At 71.9% G+C, this 22016-nt stretch carries 19 protein-coding genes and 1 tRNA gene; 1 reads left to right on the top strand and 19 read right to left on the bottom strand.

From position 1 onward, the window contains the following. Nucleotides 1-21: 21 nt before the first annotated feature. From atpE to ACFWPI_RS13245, 18 genes are all read right to left on the bottom strand, one after another. Nucleotides 22-264, bottom strand: coding sequence for an ATP synthase F0 subunit C (gene atpE, locus ACFWPI_RS13330; protein WP_030302757.1), 243 nt, complete (start codon nucleotides 262-264; stop codon nucleotides 22-24). Nucleotides 265-354: 90 nt separating this feature from the next. Next, complete coding sequence (atpB, locus tag ACFWPI_RS13325) at nucleotides 355-1170, bottom strand: F0F1 ATP synthase subunit A (RefSeq protein WP_063347805.1); 816 nt, start codon at nucleotides 1168-1170, stop codon at nucleotides 355-357. Between the two features lie 285 nt (nucleotides 1171-1455). Further along, the gene (locus ACFWPI_RS13320; protein WP_063347806.1) at nucleotides 1456-1899 is read right to left on the bottom strand and encodes a hypothetical protein; all 444 of its coding nucleotides are present in this window, start codon (nucleotides 1897-1899) and stop codon (nucleotides 1456-1458) included. Nucleotides 1900-2201: 302 nt separating this feature from the next. After that, entirely contained in the window at nucleotides 2202-3479 is a 1278-nt protein-coding gene (locus ACFWPI_RS13315) for an MraY family glycosyltransferase (RefSeq protein WP_063347807.1), read from the bottom strand. A 174-nt stretch (nucleotides 3480-3653) separates the two neighbouring features. Further along, entirely contained in the window at nucleotides 3654-4934 is a 1281-nt protein-coding gene (glyA, locus tag ACFWPI_RS13310) for a serine hydroxymethyltransferase (RefSeq protein ID WP_063347808.1), read from the bottom strand. Between the two features lie 180 nt (nucleotides 4935-5114). Then, nucleotides 5115-5756, bottom strand: a complete 642-nt coding sequence (locus tag ACFWPI_RS13305; protein ID WP_063351136.1) for a protein-tyrosine-phosphatase — start codon at nucleotides 5754-5756, stop codon at nucleotides 5115-5117. A gap of 32 nt (nucleotides 5757-5788) precedes the next feature. Continuing rightward, nucleotides 5789-6436, bottom strand: a complete 648-nt coding sequence (locus tag ACFWPI_RS13300; protein WP_063347809.1) for an L-threonylcarbamoyladenylate synthase — start codon at nucleotides 6434-6436, stop codon at nucleotides 5789-5791. 94 nt (nucleotides 6437-6530) lie between these two features. Beyond that, nucleotides 6531-7397 (bottom strand): peptide chain release factor N(5)-glutamine methyltransferase, encoded by an 867-nt coding sequence (prmC, locus tag ACFWPI_RS13295; RefSeq protein WP_063347810.1) that lies wholly within the window; start codon nucleotides 7395-7397, stop codon nucleotides 6531-6533. A 63-nt stretch (nucleotides 7398-7460) separates the two neighbouring features. Then, on the bottom strand, nucleotides 7461-8537 hold the full coding sequence (prfA, locus tag ACFWPI_RS13290; protein ID WP_380372636.1) for a peptide chain release factor 1: 1077 nt from the start codon (nucleotides 8535-8537) through the stop codon (nucleotides 7461-7463). Between the two features lie 157 nt (nucleotides 8538-8694). Then, on the bottom strand, nucleotides 8695-8916 hold the full coding sequence (rpmE, locus tag ACFWPI_RS13285) for a 50S ribosomal protein L31 (protein ID WP_063347812.1): 222 nt from the start codon (nucleotides 8914-8916) through the stop codon (nucleotides 8695-8697). 137 nt (nucleotides 8917-9053) lie between these two features. Continuing rightward, a complete protein-coding gene (locus tag ACFWPI_RS13280; RefSeq protein ID WP_380372633.1) occupies nucleotides 9054-10154 on the bottom strand; it encodes an LCP family protein in 1101 nt (366 codons plus the stop codon). A gap of 138 nt (nucleotides 10155-10292) precedes the next feature. Then, the gene (rho, locus tag ACFWPI_RS13275) at nucleotides 10293-12407 is read right to left on the bottom strand and encodes a transcription termination factor Rho (protein WP_380336756.1); all 2115 of its coding nucleotides are present in this window, start codon (nucleotides 12405-12407) and stop codon (nucleotides 10293-10295) included. A 597-nt stretch (nucleotides 12408-13004) separates the two neighbouring features. After that, on the bottom strand, nucleotides 13005-13943 hold the full coding sequence (gene thrB / locus ACFWPI_RS13270; protein WP_063347815.1) for a homoserine kinase: 939 nt from the start codon (nucleotides 13941-13943) through the stop codon (nucleotides 13005-13007). 361 nt (nucleotides 13944-14304) lie between these two features. After that, the gene (gene thrC, locus ACFWPI_RS13265) at nucleotides 14305-15402 is read right to left on the bottom strand and encodes a threonine synthase (protein WP_063347816.1); all 1098 of its coding nucleotides are present in this window, start codon (nucleotides 15400-15402) and stop codon (nucleotides 14305-14307) included. Between the two features lie 9 nt (nucleotides 15403-15411). Then, a complete protein-coding gene (locus ACFWPI_RS13260; RefSeq protein WP_363371883.1) occupies nucleotides 15412-16704 on the bottom strand; it encodes a homoserine dehydrogenase in 1293 nt (430 codons plus the stop codon). Nucleotides 16705-16842: 138 nt separating this feature from the next. Beyond that, nucleotides 16843-18234 carry a diaminopimelate decarboxylase gene (gene lysA, locus ACFWPI_RS13255; RefSeq protein WP_380336760.1) on the bottom strand — a complete coding sequence of 464 codons (1392 nt, stop codon included), beginning with the start codon at nucleotides 18232-18234 and terminating at the stop codon, nucleotides 16843-16845. 85 nt (nucleotides 18235-18319) lie between these two features. Then, on the bottom strand, nucleotides 18320-19981 hold the full coding sequence (argS, locus tag ACFWPI_RS13250) for an arginine--tRNA ligase (RefSeq protein ID WP_380372626.1): 1662 nt from the start codon (nucleotides 19979-19981) through the stop codon (nucleotides 18320-18322). 84 nt (nucleotides 19982-20065) lie between these two features. Then, the gene (locus tag ACFWPI_RS13245) at nucleotides 20066-20485 is read right to left on the bottom strand and encodes a PleD family two-component system response regulator (protein WP_063347820.1); all 420 of its coding nucleotides are present in this window, start codon (nucleotides 20483-20485) and stop codon (nucleotides 20066-20068) included. 196 nt (nucleotides 20486-20681) lie between these two features. Here ACFWPI_RS13245 and ACFWPI_RS13240 point away from each other — a divergent pair. Continuing rightward, nucleotides 20682-20753: transfer RNA gene (locus ACFWPI_RS13240), tRNA-Arg, on the top strand. A gap of 109 nt (nucleotides 20754-20862) precedes the next feature. On the opposite strand, the gene ACFWPI_RS13235 is transcribed toward ACFWPI_RS13240, so the two are convergent. Beyond that, complete coding sequence (locus tag ACFWPI_RS13235; RefSeq protein ID WP_380372623.1) at nucleotides 20863-21903, bottom strand: trypsin-like serine protease; 1041 nt, start codon at nucleotides 21901-21903, stop codon at nucleotides 20863-20865. Nucleotides 21904-22016: the final 113 nt, after the last annotated feature.

The following is a 22016-nucleotide window of genomic DNA, read 5'->3' as shown; positions in this document are numbered from 1 at the left end:
TCGAAGGGTCTACGCCGGGGATTACTTGGGGCCCTGGCCGAAGACGAACGGCATGACGATGCCGATGAGGGCGAGCGCCTCGGTCAGCGCGAAGCCGATGAACATGTTGGAGCGGATCAGGCCGGCAGCCTCGGGCTGGCGGGCCATCGCCTGCACACCGTTACCGAAGATGAGACCGACACCGATGCCGGGGCCGATCGCGGCGAGGCCGTAACCGATCGAAGCGACGGAACCGTAGACGCCGACCTCAGCGAGCATGCTCATTGCAGTGTGTCCTTTGCGGGGATGGTGTACCGGTGGTGATTGGCCACCGGGCGTTCCGGGAGTGGTTCAGGAGGGCCGGGGCCCCCTGGCTCAGTGCGCCTCTTCGAGGGCACCGGCGATGTAGCTGCTGGCGAGCATCACGAAGATGTAGGCCTGCAGGAACTGGACCAGCAGCTCGAAGGCGGTCAGGCCGACGGCGACGACGAACGAGGCCGAGCCGTAGAGCGCACCCAGGGTCGGGCTGAGCAGGTACCAGGAGGCAACGGAGAACATCACGACCAGCAGGTGGCCCGCGAACATGTTCGCGAAGGCTCGGACCGCGAGCGTGAAGGGGCGCACGAAGATGTTCGAGAAGAACTCGATCGGCACCAGGATGAACATGACCCAGCCGGGGATGCCCGAGGGCCAGCAGAGGTTCTTGAGACCGCCGACGAAGCCGTGCTTCTTGAAGGTCAGCGTCATGTAGGTGATCCACACGACCGCCGCGAGGCCGGCCGGGAACGCGATCGCCGCCGTCACGGGGAACTGTGCGAACGGGATGATCGACATGATGTTCATCAACCAGATGAAGAAGAACATCGAGACGAGCATCGGGACGTACTTCTCGCCCTTCTTGCCGATCGTCTCCAGCACGATGGAGCGCTTGACGAAGTCGTAGCCGATCTCGCCGACCAGCTGCAGCTTGCCGGGGACCAGGCGCGGCTTGGCGAAGGCGGCCCAGAAGAAGACGACGACCAGGAGCGCAACGATGACCGACAGCAGCATCGGCTTGTTGAACTCGATGCTGCCGATCGAGAAGATCGGCTTGAACTGGAACTCGTTCAGACCCGGGGCCGGGAAGCCGCAGCCAGCGTCCCCGAAGTGGCAACTGCCTGAGGCGAGGAACGTGAGCTGATCAGCACTCACCACGGACTCCTTCGTCGTGACGCATGGTTACGGCAACCTCGGTGTGTCGGCGTGGCCTGCGGCCACGGAGCGGCACTGAAACTTGATGGGTTTCTCGCGGATCCCGCGCGCCGGTGCGCCGCACCACAGCGGGATCATCGAAGACTGCGCGGATTCGGGGGGCGATCCGTCCGCTGTTCGGACAGACCTGGCCGCTTCCCGTACTCCGTTGTTGCGACGGACGATAGCAGTCCGTCAGTGCGGCATAAACACCGCCCCCCTCGTTGGGGGGACAGTCGGGCCTCGTCACTGTTGACGCCCCGAGTCGGAAGGCTTGTCACCCTTCTTTTCCGAGGCGTCGGGGTCGACGTAGAAGGTCTTGGCCTTCAGCGCGCCACGCACCTGGAACCCCGTCCAGATCAGCGCGCAGCCGAGCAGCGTGAAGGCGAAGGCCTGCCGGTTGAAGAGCCCGGTGTCCTTGAAGACGGCCAGGACGATGCCGACCAGCAGGATCTGCGTGGTGTACACCAGGAGCGCCGCGGCCATCATGATCTGCGGGTTCGACCTGGTCAGGCGGTCGAGCGCGACCTGGCCGGAACTGAAGAAGGCCATCACCAGCAGCGCGCCGAAGAGGGCGCCGAGCAGCCCCTTCCCGCCGGCGACGGCGAACGAGATCGCCATGGCGATGATCCCGGCGGCCGCAGTGGGAATCGCGGCGCCTCGGAGGATCCGGGCGTCGGTGGACGGCATGTCGGCAGCTCCGGCGGCATGTCGATGAGACGGGGGGACGGGGCACAGAAGGTGGTGGGTGACACCGGACCGAGAGGCCGCCGCCCGGGCCGCCCGCTGGAGCGGCGGGCCCGTCGAGGGAGACCGACCAGGGACGGAAGTCCTCCACCTGTCAGGTCTTTCGGCGTGTTCTCGGTACTCGTGAACGGTATCACAAACTATTTGATGAGAGCTTTACCATGAATGTGTGGCACCTGTCACACCGACGGCGCAACGGTACAGCCGAACGGGTGAGGCCATCCGACGGAACATCAACTGCCTTGCTAGCGGCGGCCGGTGGTCCGGCCGTGGTCGTCGAGCGCGGAGGCTCCCCGGTCGGCTTCACCGAGAAGTTGCTTGTCCTTTGCCGACAGTTCGGCCATGGGGGCGGGCGGACGGCGCCGGTAGCGCGGCGGGACGAAGGCCTGCACCGCCTTCGGCGCGCGCGGCCGGAACTGCGGCGTCAGCAGCACCACCAGGCCGACCAGGCAGAGCCCGGCGAGCGTCAGCACCACCGTGCGGCCGGTGTTGGTGACCGAGAAGGCCACCGTGCCGAAGGCGATCAGCGCGGCCCAGAAGTACATGATCAGGACCGCACGGCTGTGCGAGTGCCCGACCTGGAGCAGCCGGTGGTGCAGGTGGCGCTTGTCCGCGGCGAACGGCGACTGGCCGGCCCAGGTGCGGCGCACCACCGCGAGCAGCAGGTCCGCCAGCGGCAGCGCGATGACCGTCAGCGGCAGCAGCAGCGGGATGTAGATCGGCACCAGGGCGTGCACGGTCGCGGTCTGCGAACCGGTCTCGCTGCTGATCAGGTCCGGGTCGACGCGGCCGGTGATGGAGATCGCGGCCACGGCCAGCATCAGGCCCAGCATCATCGAGCCGGAGTCGCCCATGAAGATTCGCGCGGGGTGCATGTTGTGCGCCAGGAAGCCCAGGCACATGCCGATCAGCAGCACGCTGAACAGCACCGCGGGCGCCGCGTCGGTGATCGTGTAGCCGTACCAGAGCCGGTAGCTGTACAGGAAGAACGCCATCGCGGCGATGCAGACCATGCCGCCCGCCAGGCCGTCCAGGCCGTCGATGAAGTTCACCGCGTTGACCATGACGACGACCAGGGTGACCGAGATGACCATGCCCTGGGTGGGGCTCACCGCGACCGCGCCGACACCGGGCACCGGGAGGGTGATCACCGTGACGCCCTGCCAGACCATCACACCGGCGGCGATCATCTGGCCGCCGAGCTTCACCAGCGCGTCCACGCCCCACTTGTCGTCGAGCACCCCGAGCAGCCACATGATCCCGGCGCCGGACAGCAGCGCGCGGATGTCGGTGCCCTGGGAGAACACCTTGCTCAGGTTGTCCAGCTGCGAGGCGACCAGGATGCCCGCGCACAGCCCGCCGAACATGGCGATCCCGCCGAGCCGCGGCGTCGGCTCGCGGTGCACGTCCCGGGCGCGGACCGGCGGCATGGCGCCGGCCGCGATGGCGAACTTCCGGACCGGGCCGGTCAACAGGTAGGTGACGGCGGCGGTGCAGAACAGCACCAGCAGATACTCACGCACCACCGGCCTCCTGCGTCACTGTCCAACGGGGAGGTACCGAAGGTACTCCCCTGCGTTCCCGGGGTTCGAGGTGCGTCGCCACGCCCCACACCTTATTGAGTCGGACGCTCAAGGCACGCATCGCGGTTCGCTCTCCCGGGTAGGAGATCCGAATATCCGTCGACGAGGCTCTCGTCACCGTCGGTCGGCGAAGGACAGGGCCAGCTCCCGGACCCGGTTCGCCACCCGCGCGCCCGTGCCCCCGGCGAGCGCCTGAGCGATCAGCCCGGCGAGCTCGGCGAGTTCCGCCTCGCCCATCCCCTGGCTGGTCACCGTGCCGGTGCCCAGCCGGATCCCGGAGGCCTCGGCCGCCGGAGCCGGGTCGAAGGGCAGCGCGCACTTGCCGAGCAGCAGTCCGGCCACGGCGCAGCGCCGCTCGGCCTCCGCGCCGGTGACGCCCAGCGGGCTCACGTCCGCCGTCACCAGGTGGGTGTCGGTGCCGCCGGTCAGCAGGCGCATCCCGGCCGCCGCGAGCCCTGTCGCCAGCACCCGCGCCCCGTCCACCGTCCGCTGCGCGTACGCCCGGTAGCCGGGCGTCGCCGCCTCGGCCAGTGCCACCGCCTTGCCGGCCACCTCGTTCATCGCCGCCCCGCCCTGGCTGAACGGGAACACCGCCCGGTCGATCCGCTCGGCCAGCTCCGCGGTGGACAGCAGCAGGCCCCCGCGCGGGCCGCGCAGCAGCTTGTGGGTGGCCGCCACGGTGACGTCCGCGTACGGCACCGGGGAGGGCGCCACGCCGGCCGCGACCAGGCCGGCGGTCTGGGCGACCGAGGCGATCAGGTAGGCGTCCACCTCGTCGGCGATCTCCCGGAAGGCGGCCCAGTCCGGGTGCCGGGGGTGCGAGATCGAGCCCGCCACGATCGCCTTCGGGCGGTGCTCGCGGGCCAGGTCGCGCACCTGGTCGAGGTCGATCAGGCCGTCGGCCTCGCGCACCCCGTACCCGGTGAAGGCGAACCAGCGGCCGGAGAAGTTCGCCCGCGAGCCGCAGCTGAGGTGGCCGCCGTGCTCCAGCGACATCGCCAGCACCCCGTCGCCGGGCCGCAGCAGCGCCGCGTACGCCGCCAGCATCGCCGAAGTCGCCGACCGGGGCTGGACGTTGGCGTGCGGGGCGGCGAACAGCTCACGGGCCCGGTCGATCGCCAGCAGCTCGGCGGCGTCCGCGAGGGCGCAGCCGGTGTGGTGCCGGCGGCCCGGGTAGCCCTCGGCGTACTTGTCGATCAGCGGCCCGCTCAGCGCCGCCAGGACGGCCGGGGAGGTCAGGTTCTCCCCCGCCAGCAGCTGGACCGTCTCGGCCCGCCGCTCGGCCTCGGCCGCCAGCAGGTCGGCCACCTGCGGATCGGCCCGGTGCAGTGCCTCGGAGGCCCACGGGCGCCCTCTGGTCGCGGTCGGGCCGGTCGGGGCGTCGGTGACGGTCATGGCGGGGCTCCGGGGCGGCGTGGGGGCGCCTCCCGGCGTGGGGGCCGGGAAGGGTGGGTTCCTCCAGCGTAGGACCGGCCGGGCCGGGCGGCTCGTCGGCGCGGGGCCATTCGGCGCTCGGCCGCCGCGGGCCGTCCCCGGGCCGCCGGGGGGCCTTCGGGCCGCTCGCGGCGCGGGTGGTCAGCGCAGCGCGGGCACGCCGGTGAGCGCGGTGACCACCGGGTCGACCGCGTGGAATATCTCCTCGCCGCAGTTGCGGAACATGCCGATCGGGGCCCCGTACGGGTCGTCCAGTTCGTCGGACTCCGGGGTGGCGGCGAGCAGCCAGCCGCGCAGCGCGGCGGCCGCCCGGACCAGGGCGCGGGCGCGCTCGGTGACGTCGGCGCCGCGGCGCGGGTCGGGCAGGGTGCCCGGGTCGATCGTCCGCACCAGGCGGGTGAACTCCTTCAGGGTGAAGGTGCGCAGCCCCGCCTCGTGGCCCATCGAGATGACCTGGGCGCGGTGGTCCAGGGTCGCGGTGAGCACCAGGTCGGCCTCGACCACGTGCTCGTCCAGCAGCTCGCGGCCGGTGAAGCCGCCGCTGTCGGCGCCGTACTCGTCCAGGACGGTCACGGCGTGGTCCTCCATCGGCGCGCCCACGTGGCCCCAGGTGCCGGCGCTCTCCACCAGGATCCGGCCGGCCACCCGGGGGCTGAGCCGGGTGTCCAGCTCACGCCGGGTGAGCCGCTCGGCGATCGGCGAGCGGCAGATGTTGCCGGTGCAGACGAACAGGATCCGGAAGTGGTCCAGCGGCCTGGGGCCCACACTCAGGTACGGCGCTATGCCGGGCCCGGCATGGAGCGAGGCGATGGGCGTCAACTGCCGGCCTCCAGGTCGGGGACGACCTCCCTCAGCTGCTCGACGCTGATCGCGCCCGCCCGCAGCAGGACCGGGACCTTGCCCGTGACGTCGACGATGGACGAGGCGGTCGCGTGGTCCGCCTGTCCGCCGTCCAGGTAGACCGAGATGGCGTCGCCGAGCTGCGCCTGCGCCTCGTCGCAGGTGGCCGGGGACGGGCCGCCGGTCTTGTTGGCGCTGGACACGGCCAGCGGGCCGGTGGCGTTCAGCAGCTCGATGGCGACCGGGTGCAGCGGCATCCGGACGGCGACGGTGCCGCGGGTCTCGCCGAGGTCCCAGCGCAGCGAGGGCTGGTGCTTGGCGACCAGGGTGAGCCCGCCCGGCCAGAACGCGTCGACCAGCTCCCAGGCCTGCTCGGAGAAGTCGGTGACCAGGCCGTGCAGGGTGGTCGGCGAGCCGACCAGCACGGGCGAGGGCATGTTGCGGCCGCGGCCCTTGGCGGCCAGCAGGTCGCCGACGGCCTCCGGCGAGAAGGCGTCCGCGCCGACCCCGTACAGGGTGTCGGTGGGCAGCACGACGAGTTCGCCCCGGCGAATGGCCGAGGCGGCCTCGCGCAGGCCGGTGGCGCGGTCCCCGGCGTCGGCACAGTCGTAACGGCGGCTCATCGGTGCGGTCCCCTTCCGGAATGGCTCATCACAGCGTTCACAGCACGGTCTTCACGGCGCGGCCGGGCGAGCGGCGCTGCCGCGGCCCGGCTGGTCACAACGACGCCCTGCGGGCTGTCGTGAAGCGCGGTCGGTTGTTCAGGTCGCGGTGGTCGGCGGTGTCCGTCCAGCCGCGTTCCTCGTTGAAGATCCACGGGACCTGCCCGCCCTGCTGGTCGGCGTGCTCGATCACCACCGCGCCGCCGGGGCGCAGCAGCCGGGCGGCCACCCGCTCGATGCCGCGGATGGTGTCCAGGCCGTCCTCGCCGGAGAACAGCGACATCTGCGGGTCGTGGTCGCGGGCCTCCGGGGCGACGTACTCCCACTCGGTGAGCGGGATGTACGGCGGGTTGGAGATCACCAGGTCGAAGCGGCCGTCCCAGGAGCGGTCGTCGGCGAAGGCCCGGGTGGCGTCACCGGCGTGCAGGGTGACCCGGGCGCGGTCGGGGCTGGCCTCGATGTTGCGCCGGGTGTACTGCAGCGCGCCCTCGTCGAGTTCGAAGGCGTGCACGGTCGAGCGCGGCAGCTCCTGGGCCAGGGCGAGCGCGATGGCGCCGGAGCCGGAGCACAGGTCGACGACCAGCGGCTCGGCCACGTCCATGTCGCGGACGGCGTCTATGGCCCACTCGACGACCGTCTCGGTCTCCGGCCGGGGCACGAACACCCCGGGGCCGACCTCCAGTTCGAGGTAGCGGAAGAACGCCCGCCCGGTGATGTGCTGGAGCGGTTCGCGCGCCTCGCGGCGGGAGACGGCCTCCCAGTAGCGGGCGTCGAAGTCGGCGTCCTTCACCGAGTGCAGCTGGCTGCGCTTGACGTTGTGGACGTAGGCGGCGAGTTCCTCCGCGTCGAAGCGCGGCGACGGCACGCCGGCCGCGGCCAACCGCTGGGTGGCCTGGGCCACCTCGGCGAGCAGCAGGTTCATCCGTACGACCTCTTGTTTCTGCGCTCCGGCTCGCGCCGTCGCTCGGGCTGGGGCGCGCCGGTCTCAGTTCTGTTGGGCCGAGGCGAGCTTGGCCGCCGCGTCCGCGTCGACGCAGGACTGGATCACCGCGTTCAGTTCGCCGTCCAGGACCTGGTCCAGGTTGTACGACTTGAACCCCGTGCGGTGGTCCGAGATGCGGTTCTCCGGGTAGTTGTACGTCCGGATCCGCTCGGAGCGGTCCACCGTACGGACCTGGCTGCGACGCGCGTCCGAGGCCTCGCGCTCGGCCTCCTCCTGCGCGGCGGCCAACAGGCGCGACCGCAGGATGCGCATCGCCTGCTCCTTGTTCTGCAGCTGGCTCTTCTCGTTCTGGCAGGACGCCACGATACCGGTCGGCAGGTGGGTGATCCGGACCGCGGAGTCGGTGGTGTTGACCGACTGGCCGCCGGGGCCGGACGAACGGTAGACGTCGATCCGCAGGTCGTTGGCGACGATCTCGACCTCGACCTCCTCCGCCTCGGGGGTGACCAGCACGCCCGCCGCGGAGGTGTGGATGCGGCCCTGGGACTCGGTGGCGGGGACGCGCTGCACGCGGTGCACGCCGCCCTCGTACTTCAGCCGGGCCCAGACGCCCTGCCCGGGCTCGGTGTTGCCCTTGGTCTTCACGGCCACCGAGACGTCCTTGTAGCCGCCGAGGTCGGACTCGTTGGCGTCGATGATCTCGGTCTTCCAGCCGATCCGCTCGGCGAAGCGCAGGTACATCCGGAGCAGGTCGCCGGCGAACAGCGCGGACTCCTCGCCGCCCTCACCCGCCTTGATCTCCAGGATGACGTCCTTGTCGTCGCTCGGGTCGCGCGGCACGAGCAGCATCCGCAGCTCCTCGGTCAGCCCCTCGCGGCGCTGCTCGCCCTCCTTCACCTCGGCGAGGAACTCCGGTTCCTCGGCGGCGAGTTCGCGCGCGGCCTCGATGTCCTCGCCGGCCTGTCGCCACTGCCGGTAGACCCGGGTGATCGGGGTCAGCTCGGCGTACCGCTTGGCCAGCTTGCGAGCGTTGGCCTGGTCGGCGTGGACGGACGGGTCGGCCAGCCTCTTCTCGAGGTCGGCGTGCTCGACGAGGAGCTCTTCGACTGCCTCGAACATGGAGTGGGCCTTCTTCCCGTGAGAACCGTTGGGAGCCGGTGAGGACCGGCCGGTCGTGCGAACCGCTGGAGGGGGTGCTGGGGGGATGCGAACGGCGCCGGCCCCCAGCGCCCCCGGAACGAGTACGGGGGCACCGGGAACCGGCGCCGTGGGAGCGCTAGGCCTTCGCGCTGTGCTGCTTGCCGAAGCGGGCCTCGAAGCGGGCCACGCGGCCACCGGTGTCGAGGATCTTCTGCTTGCCGGTGTAGAACGGGTGGCACTGCGAGCAGACCTCGGCGCGGATCTCGCCACTGGCCTCGGTCGAGCGGGTCGTGAACTCGGCACCGCAGGTGCAGGTCACACGGGTGACCACGTACTGGGGGTGAACGTTGGGCTTCAAGGGGTTCTCCTAGGTTCGGGAGGGCACCGGGTCGGCGGCGGGAGCGCCGCACGTGAACCGGGACCGACGGACCAGTCTGCCAGGACCGGCCGCATCTTCCCAAACCGGGTCGTGTTCCGGGATATTCCGGGCGCAGCTCAGCGCCGGGCGGGAGCCTTCGCCGGGGCCGTGGGGGCGGCCGTGGGGGCGGCCTGGGCGGGGTTCTCGGGCTGCGCCGAGACGATCGCCTGCGGGACCGGCTGGTCGGCCTTGAGGGCCGCCCAGAGCTGGTCCGCCTGCGGCTGCTGCTCGACCACCCGGTTGGGGTCGCCGGGCGCGGTCACCACCGGCAGGGTCACCATGCCGAGCTGGTCCGGCCCGATCCCCTTGAGCTCCTGGACGAGCCCCACCAGGGCGTTCACCGAGCCCAGCGCGGAGTCGGTGGTGATGCTGCGGGTCATGGTGTCGCCGATCGACCAGAGCTTGACCGGGTTGGAGTAGAGCCCGATCCCGCCGGCCTGCTGGAGCAGCGACTTCACCATCTGCTTCTGGAGTTCGATCCGGCCGAGGTCGCTGCCGTCGCCGACGCCGTGCCGGGTGCGGACGAAGGCCAGCGACTGCTGTCCGTCGAGGTGGTGCTCGCCCGGTGCCAGGTCGAGCCCGCTGTCCTTGTCGTGGATGGCCACCGTGGTGCTCACGGTGGCCCCGCCTATCGCGTCCACGACGCGGGCGAAGCCGGCGAAGTCGATCTGCACGTAGTGGTCCATCCGCAGCCCGGTGAGCTGCTCGGTGGTCTTGACCGCGCAGGCCGCGCCGCCGGCCTCGAAGGCGCTGTTGTACATCGCGCGCTTGGCGCCGGCCACCGCCTTGCCGCCGGCATCGGTGCAGTCGGGCCGGGTGACCAGGGTGTCGCGCGGGATCGAGACGACCTCGGCGTGCGAGTGGTCCTGGTTGACGTGCAGCACCATCGCGGTGTCCGAGCGGGCGGTGTCGCCGGTGTCGCCGCCGGCCAGGTCGCCGTTCTCGCCGTTGCGCGAGTCGGAGCCCAGCACCAGGACGTTGAACGAGCCGTCGGTGGCGGCCGGCGGGCGGGCGTCGCCGAGGCGGGCGTTGATGTCGACGCTCTTGATGTTGCCGTTGAGTTTGACGTACGCGTAGCCGGCCGCTCCGGCGCCGAGGACGACGAGCGCGGCGAACGCGCAGGCGGCCGCCCGCAGGATCTTGCGGCGGCGGGTCAGGACCCTCTTGTGCTCGGCCATACGGTCCAGAGTAAAACGGACAAGATGATCAAAAAGCCTCATGATGTCCCAACTCTGGAACAAAGCCGGGTGGACGCACCGAACCCCGGACCGCTCGCGCGATCCGGGGTTCGGTGGGCGACAACCGTCCGGCTACGGTCAGTCGTTGGAGCCGGGGGTGGTCTTGGCGATCTGCATCAGGAACTCGGCGTTGCTCTTGGTCTGCTTCATCTTGTCCAGGAGCAGCTCGATCGCCTGCTGCGAGTCGAGCGCGTGCAGCACCCGGCGCAGCTTCCAGACGATGGCCAACTCCTCGCTGCCGAGCAGGATCTCCTCCTTGCGGGTACTGGAGGCGTCCACGTCGACGGCCGGGAAGATGCGCTTGTCCGAGAGCTTGCGGTCGAGCTTGAGCTCCATGTTGCCGGTGCCCTTGAACTCCTCGAAGATCACCTCGTCCATGCGCGAGCCGGTCTCGACCAGCGCGGTGGCCAGGATGGTCAGCGAGCCGCCGTTCTCGATGTTGCGCGCGGCGCCGAAGAACTTCTTCGGCGGGTACAGCGCGGTCGAGTCGACACCACCGGACAGGATGCGGCCGGAGGCCGGCGCCGCCAGGTTGTAGGCGCGGCCGAGGCGGGTGATCGAGTCCAGCAGGATGACCACGTCGTGGCCCAGCTCCACCAGGCGCTTGGCGCGCTCGATGGCCAGCTCGGCGACGGTGGTGTGGTCCTCGGCCGGGCGGTCGAAGGTCGAGGAGATGACCTCGCCCTTCACCGACCGCTGCATGTCGGTGACCTCTTCCGGACGCTCGTCGACCAGGACGACCATCAGGTGGCACTCGGGGTTGTTGTGGGTGATCGCGTTGGCGACCGCCTGCAGCACCATCGTCTTGCCGGTCTTCGGCGGCGCGACGATCAGACCGCGCTGGCCCTTGCCGATCGGCGACACCAGGTCGATGATCCGGGTGGTCAGGATGCCCGCCTCGGTCTCCAGGCGCAGCCGGTCCTGCGGGTAGAGCGGGGTGAGCTTGTTGAACTCGGGGCGGCCGCGGCCGCTCTCCGGGTCCATGCCGTTGACGGAGTCCAGCCGCACCATGGCGTTGAACTTCTCGCGGCGCTCGCCGTCCTTGGGCTGGCGCACCGCGCCGGTGATGGCATCGCCCTTGCGCAGGCCGTTCTTGCGGACCTGGGCGAGCGAGACGTAGACGTCGTTCTGGCCCGGCAGGTAGCCGGAGGTGCGCACGAACGCGTAGTTGTCGAGGATGTCGAGGATGCCCGCGACCGGGATCAGGACGTCGTCCTCGCCGACCTGCGGCTCGGCGGGGCCGGCCTCGAAGCCCTCGCGGCGGGCGCCACGGCCCCGGCGGTCGCGGTAGCGGCCACGGCGGCCGCGGCGGCCGTCACCGAACTCGTCGTCGTCGTAGCCGCCCTGCTGGACCTGCGGCTGCTGGGTCTGCTGGCCGCCCTGGCGGGCCTGCTGGCCGTCGCCCTGAGCGGCCTGCTGCTGGCCGCCGCCCTGCTGGGGCTGGCGGTCGGTGCGCTCGCGGCGGTTGCGGCGGTCGCGGCGCGACTCGCGGGAGTCGCCGTCCTGGGCCTCGCCGCCGTCCTGGCGCTCGGCGCGCTCGGGGCGCTCCGCCCGCTCCGGGCGGTCGCTGCGGTCCCGGCGGTCCCGGCGGTCGCGACGGGTCTCGGTGCGGCCCTCCTCGCGGCCCTCGAAGGCGCGGGTCTCGGCCTGGCGGGTCTCGGCCTGCTTGGGCTCGGCCACGACGACGGCGGCGTCGGCCGTGACGTCGGCGGTCGGGGCGCCGGCGGCCGAGGTGGCGCGGCGGCGGGTGCGCTCGGCACGGGCGGGCGCGGCGGTCTCGGCGGCGGCCTGGACCGGGATCTCGATCTGGGCCTGCGACTCGGCGGCGGCCGGGGCCGCGGCGGCCGCAGCGGCGGCGGCCTTGGTGCGGCGGGCCGGCTTCTCGGCCGGCGCCTCGGCGGCGTCCGCCTTGGCGGCGGTGCGCTTGGTGGCGGCGGCCGGAGCACCACCGGCGGCGAGCAGCGGGTCTCCGCCGCTCTTCTCCTTGATGGTCTCGATCAGCTGGCTCTTGCGCATGCGTCCGGTACCGGTGATGCCCAGGTCCCCGGCGAGCTTCTGCAGCTCGGCCAGGACCATGCCGTCCAGGCCAGCGGCGGCGGTACGGCGGCGCCGCGCCGGGGCCGCGGGGGCGGCGGCTGCGTCCGACGCCTCGGCGTCCTGGCGCGCGCCCATCAGATCGGTGGAGTCGCTCACTAAGGGTCCTTCCCTGGAGCGGACGTCGGCCTGTCTGGCTCGGCGACCGGTTGTGCTGTCCTGACCGACGCTCGACTGCGTCGGTCCGAGGCGGTGATCCCCCGAAAGGCGGAAGCCGGTCGAGGGAGAGCTGCGAGGTGCGGTGCGTGAAGCACGGTGGTGCTGAGTGGCGCGGCGGGCCGGTCGGTCGTGTGCCGACCGGGCGTACCCCCACGCTTGCCTGCGAATCCCGGGCCCCCGTCGCGTGACGGTGGACCGCGCTCCGCCCGTCCTGGCCTCAAGGTGGGAGGCCGCGAGTGGGAGTCAGGTGCCGTCACGGCTTCGGGATGCGGCCGCGTGTCGCGCAGGCAGGCTGCGTACGCGCTGCGGTGGGCTCCCGGAGAATCGTCGCCCCGTGCATCGCCGCGACTCCACGGCAGTGGAGTGCTGGGATCGGGACGCGGCGCACCGAGCCCCGGAGGGCACCTGGTGCAGCAATGAGGTTAACACTACCGACCCCCTCAGACATTCCCCAGCCTTGCGCTTGCCAATCGTGTCCGGACGGCCCGGCTCGGCAGGTGGCCGGGCCGGGCCGGACGAGCAGCCCGGACGGGCCGTTCAGCCGTCCAGCGGGAGCACGGTGGCCCCGATCCGGTCGAGCTCCAGGCGGTGCGCGGCGAACGCCGGGTCGCCGCCGTGGCCGTGGTGCCCGGCGAAGGAGAGCACCTTGTCGGCGCCCGCCTCGTCGGTGAGCGCGAGGACGGTCGGGCCGGCCCCGGAGATCACCGCGGGGACGCCCTCCGCGCGCAGCGCGCCCACCAGGGCGGCGCTGTCGGGCATGGCGGAGGAGCGGTAGTCCTGGTGCAGGCGGTCCTCGGTGGCGGCGAGCAGCAGCTCGGGCCGCCTGGTCAGCGCCTCGACCAGCAGCGCGGCGCGGCCGGCGTTGACGGCGGCGTCGGTCAGCGGGACGGTCTTCGGCAGCAGGCCGCGGGCGGTCTCGGTGAGCACCTCGTCGGCGGGGACGAACACCACCGGGACGACCTGGTCGGAGGGCTCCAGGCTGACCGCCTTGGCCGACTCCTCGTCCGTCCAGGCGATGGTGAAGTTGCCGCGCAGGCAGGCCGCGACGTTGTCGGGGTGGCCCTCCAGCTCGGAGGCGAGGGCCAGCAGCGCGTCGTCGTCCAGCGCGGACGGGCCGCCGATGGTGACCGCGCGGGCGGCCACGATGCCGGCGCAGATCGCGGCCGAGGAGGAGCCGAGGCCACGGCCGTGCGGTATCCGGTTGGCACAGACCACTTCGAGGCCGCGCGGCTGGCCGCCGAGGCGGTCGAAGGCGGCGCGCATCGAGCGGACCAGCAGGTGGCGCTCGTCGCGGGGCAGCGTCTCGGCGCCCTCGCCGGCGATGTCGATGGAGAGCCCGGAGTCGGCGACCCGGACGACCACGTCGTCGTACAGGCCCAGCGCGAGGCCGAAGGCGTCGAAGCCCGGGCCGAGGTTGGCGCTGGTCGCGGGAACCCGGACCCGGACGGCGGCGGCACGGAACGCGGGACCGGCCATGCGGTGGACTCTCCTGGGGAAATCGGGCGGCGCGGATCGCGTCGTCGGTGCGAAGGCGGGGAATGGACCGCAGGCCCCGGCGGGGCGGGCGGTCACGGTCGTTGGCGCGGCCTGGAGAAGGCCGGACCCGGGGCATGTGCCACACGGCCGAACCCAGAGTATCGAAGAGAGGTTCCCCAGTGGTACACCCCGTGGTCCTCCGATCTGGTGTGTTGCCGCTTCTGGCCGGAATGCGTACCGGAATCGGATCGGAATGCGCGGCGTAATTGACACAAAAGTGTCACCGGAGAACATCGACGGGCCGACCCCCGAAAGGGTCGGCCCGTCGAGGCGTCGGGCGCCCGCGGGGCCCGACGGCAGGTCAGTCCAGCAGGCCCAGGCGCTGCGCCGCCGCCTCCGGGTCGATCGGGACGATCTGCGGCTGCGGTGCGCCGGCCACCGCCCAGTCCGGGTCCTTGAGGCCGTTGCCGGTCACGGTGCAGACGATGCGCTGGCCCGGGTCGACCAGGCCGGCCTCCGCCTTGGCCAGCAGGCCGGCCACCGAGGCGGCCGAGGCGGGCTCCACGAAGACGCCCTCCTGCGCGGCCAACAGCCGGTAGGCGGACAGGATCTGACGATCCGTCACCTTGTCGATGAGGCCGCCCGACTCGTCCCGCGCGGCGAGCGCGAAGTCCCAGGAGGCGGGGTTGCCGATCCGGATCGCGGTGGCGATGGTCTGCGGCTTGAGCACCGGCGCGCCGTCCACGATCGGGGCCGAGCCGGAGGCCTGGAAGCCCCACATCCGCGGGGTGCGCGTGGCCAGGCCGTCGGCGGAGTACTCGCGGTAGCCCTTCCAGTACGCGGTGATGTTGCCCGCGTTGCCGACCGGCAGGACGTGGATGTCCGGGGCGTCGCCGAGCATGTCGACGATCTCGAAGGCCGCGGTCTTCTGACCCTCGATCCGCACCGGGTTCACCGAGTTGACCAGCGCCACCGGGTACTTCTCGGACAGTTCACGCGCGAGGGTGAGGCAGTCGTCGAAGTTCCCGTCCACCTGGAGGATCTTGGCGCCGTGCACCAGCGCCTGGCCCATCTTGCCGAGGGCGATCTTGCCCTGCGGGACGAGCACCGCGCAGACCATCCCGGCCCGCACCGCGTACGCGGCGGCGGAGGCCGAGGTGTTGCCGGTGGAGGCGCAGATGACGGCCTGCGCCCCCTCCTCCTTGGCCTTGGAGATGGCCATCGTCATCCCGCGGTCCTTGAAGGAGCCCGTCGGGTTGGCGCCCTCGACCTTGAGGTAGACCTCGCAGCCGGTGCGCTCGGACAGCACCTGGGCGGGGACCAGCGGCGTGCCGCCCTCCAGCAGGGTGACCACCGGGGTGGCCGCGGTGACCGGCAGGCGGTCCCGGTACTCCTCGATCAGGCCGCGCCACTGGTGGGTGTGCGCGCCTCGGACGACGTTCTCGGCAACGGCGTTCATGGCTGTTCCTTACTCCCCTTCGACCCGCATGATGCTGGCCACGTCCCGCACGCTGTCCAGCGCGCGGAGCTTGTCGACCGTCGCCGACAGCGCGGCGTCGGTGGCACGGTGAGTGACCACGACGAGCGAGGCGTCGCCGTCGCGGCCCTGCTGGCGCACGGTGTCGATGGAGACGCCGTGCTCCGCGAAGACGGACGCGACCTGGGCGAGGACGCCCGCACGGTCGTCCACGTCCAGGCTGACGTGGTAGCGGGTGACCACCTCGTCCATCGGCTTGGCGGGCAGCTGCGTGTACACCGAGTCACCGGGACCGGTGGCGCCGGCCAGCTTGTTGCGACAGACCGCGACCAGGTCGCCGAGCACCGCGGAGGCGGTCGGCGAGCCGCCCGCGCCCGGGCCGTAGAACATCAGCCGGCCGGCCGCCTCGGCCTCGACGAACACCGCGTTGTACGCCTCGCGGACGGAGGCCAGCGGGTGCGACAGCGGGATCATCGCCGGGTGGACCCGCGCGGTGACGGACTCGCCGTCCGCCGCCCGCTCGCAGATCGCGAGCAGCTTGACCACGCAGCCCATCTCCTTGGCGGAGGCGATGTCGGCGGCGGTCACCTCGGTGATGCCCTCGCGGTAGACGTCCGCCGCGGTGACCTTGGTGTGGAAGGCGATGCCGGCCAGGATCGCGGCCTTGGCGGCGGCGTCGAAGCCCTCGACGTCGGCCGTCGGGTCGGCCTCGGCGTAGCCCAGCGCGGTGGCCTCCTCCAGCGCCTCCGAGTAGCCGGCGCCGGTGGTGTCCATCTTGTCGAGGATGAAGTTGGTGGTGCCGTTGACGATGCCCAGCACCCGGTTGACCTTGTCCCCCGCGAGGGACTCGCGCAGCGGGCGCAGCAGCGGGATCGCGCCCGCCACCGCGGCCTCGTAGTACAGGTCCACCCCGGCCCCGGCGGCCGCGGCGTGCAGCTCGGTGCCGTCCTTGGCGAGCAGCGCCTTGTTGGCGCTGACCACCGAGGCGCCCCGCTCGAACGCCGACAGGATGAGGTGTTTGGACGGCTCGATGCCGCCGACGACCTCGACCACCACGTCGATGTCGCCCCGGTTGACCAGGGCCTCGGCGTCGGTGGTGATCAGGTGCTCGGGCACGCCCGGACGCACCCGGCCGGCCCGGCGGACCGCGATCCCGGCGAGCTCGACCGGGGCACCGATGCGCGCGGCGAGGTCGTCGGCCGTCGTCGTCATGATGCGCGCCACCTCGGAGCCCACCACACCACAACCCAGCAACGCCACCTTCAGCGGGCGCGTACGCATCATCCGACTCCGCTCTGCATTCTTCGTGCTTCGGTAATTCCGGCGGGATTCTGGGGGCCGCCGGGAACTTCGGTCCGTACCAGTCTCGGGGACTTCCCGCACGGATCTACGGTCGTTCCATGATCTGAGACAAGGATTTCGTCATCCGATATCGAGACGCAGGAGATCCTCCTCCGTCTCGCGCCGGACGATCACCCGCGCGGCACCGTCCTTGACGGCCAGCACGGGAGGCTTCAGGGCGTGGTTGTAATTGCTCGCCATCGAGCGGCAGTACGCGCCGGTGGCGGGCACCGCGACCAGGTCGCCCGGGGCCAGGTCGGCCGGCAGGAAGGCGTCCCGGACCACGATGTCGCCGGACTCGCAGTGCTTGCCGACCACCCGCACCAGCATCGGCTCGGCGTCGCTGCGGCGCGACACCAGGGCCACCGAGTACTCGGCGTCGTACAGCGCGGTCCGGATGTTGTCGGACATCCCGCCGTCCACGCTGACGTAGGTGCGCAGGCCCTCCAGCGGCTTGACGGTGCCGACCTCGTACAGCGTGAACGCCGTCGGGCCGACGATCGCCCGGCCCGGCTCCACGCTCAGCCGGGGGGTGTCCAGGTTCGCGGCGGCGCACTCGCGGCGCACGATGTCGGCCAGCGCGGCCGCGATCTCGGCCGGCTCGCGCGGGTCGTCCTCGCTGGTGTACGCGATGCCCAGGCCGCCGCCCAGGTCGATCTCGGGCAGCTCGACGCCGTGCTCGTCGCGGATCTCGGCCAGCAGGCCGACCACCCGGCGGGCGGCCACCTCGAAACCGGCGGTGTCGAAGATCTGCGAGCCGATGTGCGAGTGGATGCCGCGCAGCTCCAGGCCCTCGTGCCCGAGCACCCGGCGCACCGCCTCGGCCGCGGACCCGTTGCCCAGCGACAACCCGAACTTCTGGTCCTCGTGCGCCGTGGCGATGAACTCGTGGGTGTGCGCCTCGACGCCGACGGTGATCCGGATCAGCACCTGCTGGCGGACGCCCTGGCGGGCCGTGACGGCGGCCAGCCGCTCGATCTCCTCGTAGGAGTCGACCACGATGCGCCCGACGCCGGTCTTCACCGCGTGTTCGAGCTCGTCCGCCGTCTTGTTGTTGCCGTGCAGCGCGATCCGCTGCGGCGGCATCCCGGCGGCCAGCGCCACCGTCAGCTCGCCGGAGCTGCACACGTCGAGGTTCAGGCCCTCCTCGTGCAACCAGCGCACGATCGCCTTGGAGAGGAACGCCTTGCCGGCGTAGAAGACGTCCGCCTCGGTGCCGAAGGCGTCGCGCCAGGCCCGCGCCCGGGCCCGGAAGTCGTCCTCGTCGAGCACGTAGGCCGGCGTGCCGAACTCGGCCGCCAGGGACTTGACGTCGATCCCGCCGACGGTGGCCACGCCCTCGGCGTCGCGGGCGACGGTGCACGACCAGACCTTGGGGTCGAGCGCGTTCAGGTCGGCCGGCGGGGCGGAGTAGTGGCCCTCGGGCAGCACGTCACCGTGACGGGGGCCTGCGGGGTGTGCGGAGCGAGACATGTCCTGCTTCCTTGACCTATGGCGAGGGGCGGCGACGGTCTCCGTTGACCGTCAGCCGCCCCCGCTGCGCACTTGGGGGTGGTGCCTACATCCGCTCGGGCGCCGTGACGCCCAGGAGCGTCAGGCCGTTGGCCATCACCGTTCGCGTGGCCTCGACCAGCCAGAGCCGGGCGCGGTGCGTGTCCGTGAGCTCCTCGTCGCCCTTGGGCAGGAACATGCAGTTCTCGTACAGGCGGTGGTACTTGCCCGCCAGGACCTCCAGGTAGCGGGCGACCCGGTGCGGCTCGCGCAGTTCGCCGGCCGTGGCCAGGACCCGCGGGAACTCGCCGAGGGCACCGAGGATGTCGTTCTCCCACTCGGTGGCGAGCAGCTCGGGCTTGAAGTCCTGCGCCGCGCCCTTGTCGACGCCGAGCTGCGCGGCCTTGCGGGCCACGCCGCACATCCGGGTGTGCGCGTACTGGACGTAGTAGACCGGGTTCTCGTTGGACTGGCTGGTCAGCACGTTGATGTCGAGCGTGATGGTGGAGTCCGTGGGGGACCGCGTCAGGGTGTAGCGGGCGGCGTCCACGCCGATCCACTCGATCACGTCGTCGATCGTGATGATGTTGCCGGCCCGCTTGGACATGCGGACCTCTTCGCCGTCGCGAAGCATCTTCACGAACTGGCCGATCTTGACCTCGATGTTGCGGTCCATGTCGTCGCCCGCGCAGGCCACGATGGCCTTCAGCCGGTTGACGTAGCCGTGGTGGTCGGCGCCCAGCATGTAGACGGAGACCTCGGCACCGCGGTCCCGCTTCGACAGGTAGTACGCGGCGTCGGCGGCGAAGTAGGTGGTCTCGCCGTCGGCCTTGACCAGGACGCGGTCCTTGTCGTCGCCGAAGTCGGTGGTGCGCAGGAAGACCGCGCCGTCCTGCTCGAAGACGTGGCCCTGCTCGCGCAGCCGGTCCATGGCCTTCTCGACCGCGCCGGAGTCGTGCAGCGACTTCTCCGAGAACCAGACGTCGAAGTGGGTGCCGAACTCCTGCATCGAGCGCTGGATCTCGGCCACCATGAGCTTGAGGCCCTCGGTGCGGAAGGCCTCCAGCTGCTCGGCGTCGGGCAGGTCGAGCACGCCCGGGACGCCGTCGGTGATCGCCTTGGCGATGTCGCCGATGTACTCGCCCACGTAGCCGTCGGCGGGGACGGGCTGACCGTTCGCGGCGGCCTTCAGCGAGCCGGCGAACTTGGAGATCTGCACGCCGGCGTCGTTCAGGTAGTACTCGGTGGTGACGTCGGCGCCGCTGGCCCGCAGCACGCGCGCCAGCGAGTCGCCGACGGCGGCCCAGCGGACGCCGCCGATGTGGATCGGGCCGGTCGGGTTGGCGGAGACGAACTCCAGGTTGATCTTCAGGCCCTTGAGCGCCTCGTTGCGCCCGTAGGCCTCGCCCGTCTCGACGATGGTGCGCGCCAGCGCGCCCTGGGTCGCGGCGTCCATGGTGATGTTCAGGAAGCCCGGCCCGGCGATGTCGACCTTGGCGACGCCGGTGATCCCTCGCAGGCGGTCGGCCAGCAGTTCCGCCACGGCTCGCGGCGGGCGGCCGGCCGCCTTGGCGAGCTGGAGGGCCACGTTGATCGCGTAGTCGCCGTGGTCCCTGTTCTTGGGTCGCTCGACCGTCACGTGCTCGGGCACGGCGACGGTCAGCTCGCCCGCCTCGACGGCGGCGCTCACTGCGGCCTGGACTGCCTGGGAAAGCTCTGCGGGTGTCACGACGCCAAGCGTAGGCGAGACGGGGTACCCGCCCGCCACCCGGTTTGCCGGTCGGGACGCCCGCGGGCGCTCCCGTCAGCGGTGTCAGCCTCGATCCGTCCGCTCTGTTCGCTCAGGGCGAAACCCGCTCGGCTGTCCGCCCAGGGTCATCAGCCGCCGCACCAGCGCCACCAGATCGGCCGGGTCGAAGGGCTTGCCGAGGTAGCCGTCCACCCCGACGGCCTCCCCCAGGTCCAGATCGGCCGGGGTGCAGGCGCTCACGATCGCGATCGGCAGCCGGCTGGTCCCCGGGGTCGCGCGCAGCCGGGCCGCCGTCCGCAGGCCGTCCAGGCGCGGCATCATCACGTCCAACGTCACCACGTCCGGCTTCACCCGGCGGACCACCTCCAGGCACTCGGCGCCGTCGGCGGCGGTCACCACCTCGAAGCCCTCAAGCTCCAGGTTGACCCTGATCAGCTGGCGGATCACCTCGCTGTCGTCCACCACGAGGACCCGCCCGGACACTCCCGACACCTCACCGAGGGTATCGGCGCCCCCGCCGCCCCGTCCGGCCTTTGGGCACTTCCACCGCCCCCGCGCCCGCCGCCGACGCACCCCGCACCCGCTCCTGCTCCCCCGCCGCAAACCCGTGCACGGACCACGCCCGGAGCCTGGTAGTGTTCTTCAAGTCGGAGGCCGAAACGCCGACGACATCGAGCAGGCCCCCGTAGCTCAGGGGATAGAGCACCGCCCTCCGGAGGCGGGTGCGTAGGTTCGAATCCTACCGGGGGCACTTCGCAAGAAGTGCAACTGAGGCCCAGATCAGTGGAGTTGATCCACGGATCTGGGCCTTCGTCATGTCCGGGCCCGGTCGGCGGCGCGCGCTGCGGGCCCGACCGGGCTCAGGACGAGGTGCCCTCGACCTGGGAGACCAGCCCGGCGATGGTGTGGTCGAAGTAGGCGCTGTAGGACACGTCGTCGCTGTCGCCGCCCTGCTGGTAGCCGCCGATGGCGCCGACCACGTCGCCGGTGGCGACGTTGATCCAGGGGCCGCCGCTGGTGCCGGACGGGTAGGCGGGGCAGTCGATGACGCGCTGGTAGGTGCTCTGCCGGCCGGTGGTGTTGGTGCACAGGAGGGGCTCCTCGGCGTCGCCGGGGTAGCCGTAGAGGCGGACGGTGGCGCCGAAGGGCTCGTCGGCGCCGAGCCGGTTGCCGCCGACCACGTCCTCGACGTTGCGGCCGTTGTTCGGGGCCGTCTCCAGGATGGCGAAGTCCTCGTCCTGGTCGCCCTTCTGGGACCAGCCGGTGGTGGTGTGGACCGCGGTGACCTGCCAGCTGCCGTACGGGGCGGAGCCGTCCCGGTAGCCGGGGACGAAGGTGACGCCGCCGGCGCTGCCGAGGCAGTGCGCGGCGGTCAGCAGCAGGTTGCCGCCGGGACTGTGCAGCACGCTGGCGGTGCAGAAGTGGTTGCCGGCCGCCGCGGCGCCGCTGAACAGCGCGCCCACGGTGGCCGCTTCGGGGGTGGCGGCGGCGGTGGCGGTGGTGCCGAGGACGACGCCGCGGGTGTCGGGGGTGGCCGGCGCGGAGGGCGTCGGGGTGGCCGCCGGGGCGCTGCCCGGGTCGGCGCTCGCGCCGGCGCCCGCACTGCCGGTCGGGCCGTCCGTCGGGCCGTCCGTCGGGGCGGCGGAGGGGCTGTCGGTCGGAGCGGGGGCGTCGACCGGTGCGGGTGCGGCGGGCGCCTCGGACGCGGGCGCGGTCGCGGCCGGCGCGACGGCGGCCCGGGAGCTGCGGGCCGCCTTCCCGGCGGCCGTCGCGTCGGACAGGCTCAGCCCGTGCGTGCCGGTGACCACGGCGGCCACCACCACCGCCGAGAGCGCGGTGAACAGGGTCGGCCCCAGAAGGCTGCGGCGGCGGCGCGACGTCGGGCGGCTGTGCTGACCCATGTCTGTCTCTCCTGCCAGTGATCGACGGCTTCCCGGGGGCTGCGTGCGATCAACGACTATGCCGCTTCAGCCTGGAAAGGTCGTTACCGGTGGCTGGGATATCCATGAGAAAA

This window comes from Kitasatospora sp. NPDC058492, assembly GCF_042720685.1.
In the GTDB taxonomy this organism is placed as follows: domain Bacteria; phylum Actinomycetota; class Actinomycetes; order Streptomycetales; family Streptomycetaceae; genus Kitasatospora.
This window is presented reverse-complemented; position numbering and strand designations above follow the sequence as displayed.

Excerpts from the sequence above, each read along its gene's own strand:
- prmC (WP_063347810.1), bottom strand. The coding sequence starts at position 7,397 with ATGAACCTGCTGCTCGCCGAGGTGGCCCAGGCCACCCAGCGGTTGGCC.
- glyA (WP_063347808.1), bottom strand. The coding sequence starts at position 4,934 with ATGACCGTCACCGACGCCCCGACCGGCCCGACCGCGACCAGAGGGCGC.
- ACFWPI_RS13260 (WP_363371883.1), bottom strand. The coding sequence starts at position 16,704 with ATGATGCGTACGCGCCCGCTGAAGGTGGCGTTGCTGGGTTGTGGTGTG.
- prfA (WP_380372636.1), bottom strand. The coding sequence starts at position 8,537 with ATGTTCGAGGCAGTCGAAGAGCTCCTCGTCGAGCACGCCGACCTCGAG.
- ACFWPI_RS13300 (WP_063347809.1), bottom strand. The coding sequence starts at position 6,436 with ATGAGCCGCCGTTACGACTGTGCCGACGCCGGGGACCGCGCCACCGGC.
- thrB (WP_063347815.1), bottom strand. The coding sequence starts at position 13,943 with ATGGCCGGTCCCGCGTTCCGTGCCGCCGCCGTCCGGGTCCGGGTTCCC.
- lysA (WP_380336760.1), bottom strand. The coding sequence starts at position 18,234 with ATGTCTCGCTCCGCACACCCCGCAGGCCCCCGTCACGGTGACGTGCTG.
- ACFWPI_RS13320 (WP_063347806.1), bottom strand. The coding sequence starts at position 1,899 with ATGCCGTCCACCGACGCCCGGATCCTCCGAGGCGCCGCGATTCCCACT.
- ACFWPI_RS13235 (WP_380372623.1), bottom strand. The coding sequence starts at position 21,903 with ATGGGTCAGCACAGCCGCCCGACGTCGCGCCGCCGCCGCAGCCTTCTG.
- ACFWPI_RS13280 (WP_380372633.1), bottom strand. The coding sequence starts at position 10,154 with ATGGCCGAGCACAAGAGGGTCCTGACCCGCCGCCGCAAGATCCTGCGG.
- atpE (WP_030302757.1), bottom strand. The coding sequence starts at position 264 with ATGAGCATGCTCGCTGAGGTCGGCGTCTACGGTTCCGTCGCTTCGATC.
- thrC (WP_063347816.1), bottom strand. The coding sequence starts at position 15,402 with ATGAACGCCGTTGCCGAGAACGTCGTCCGAGGCGCGCACACCCACCAG.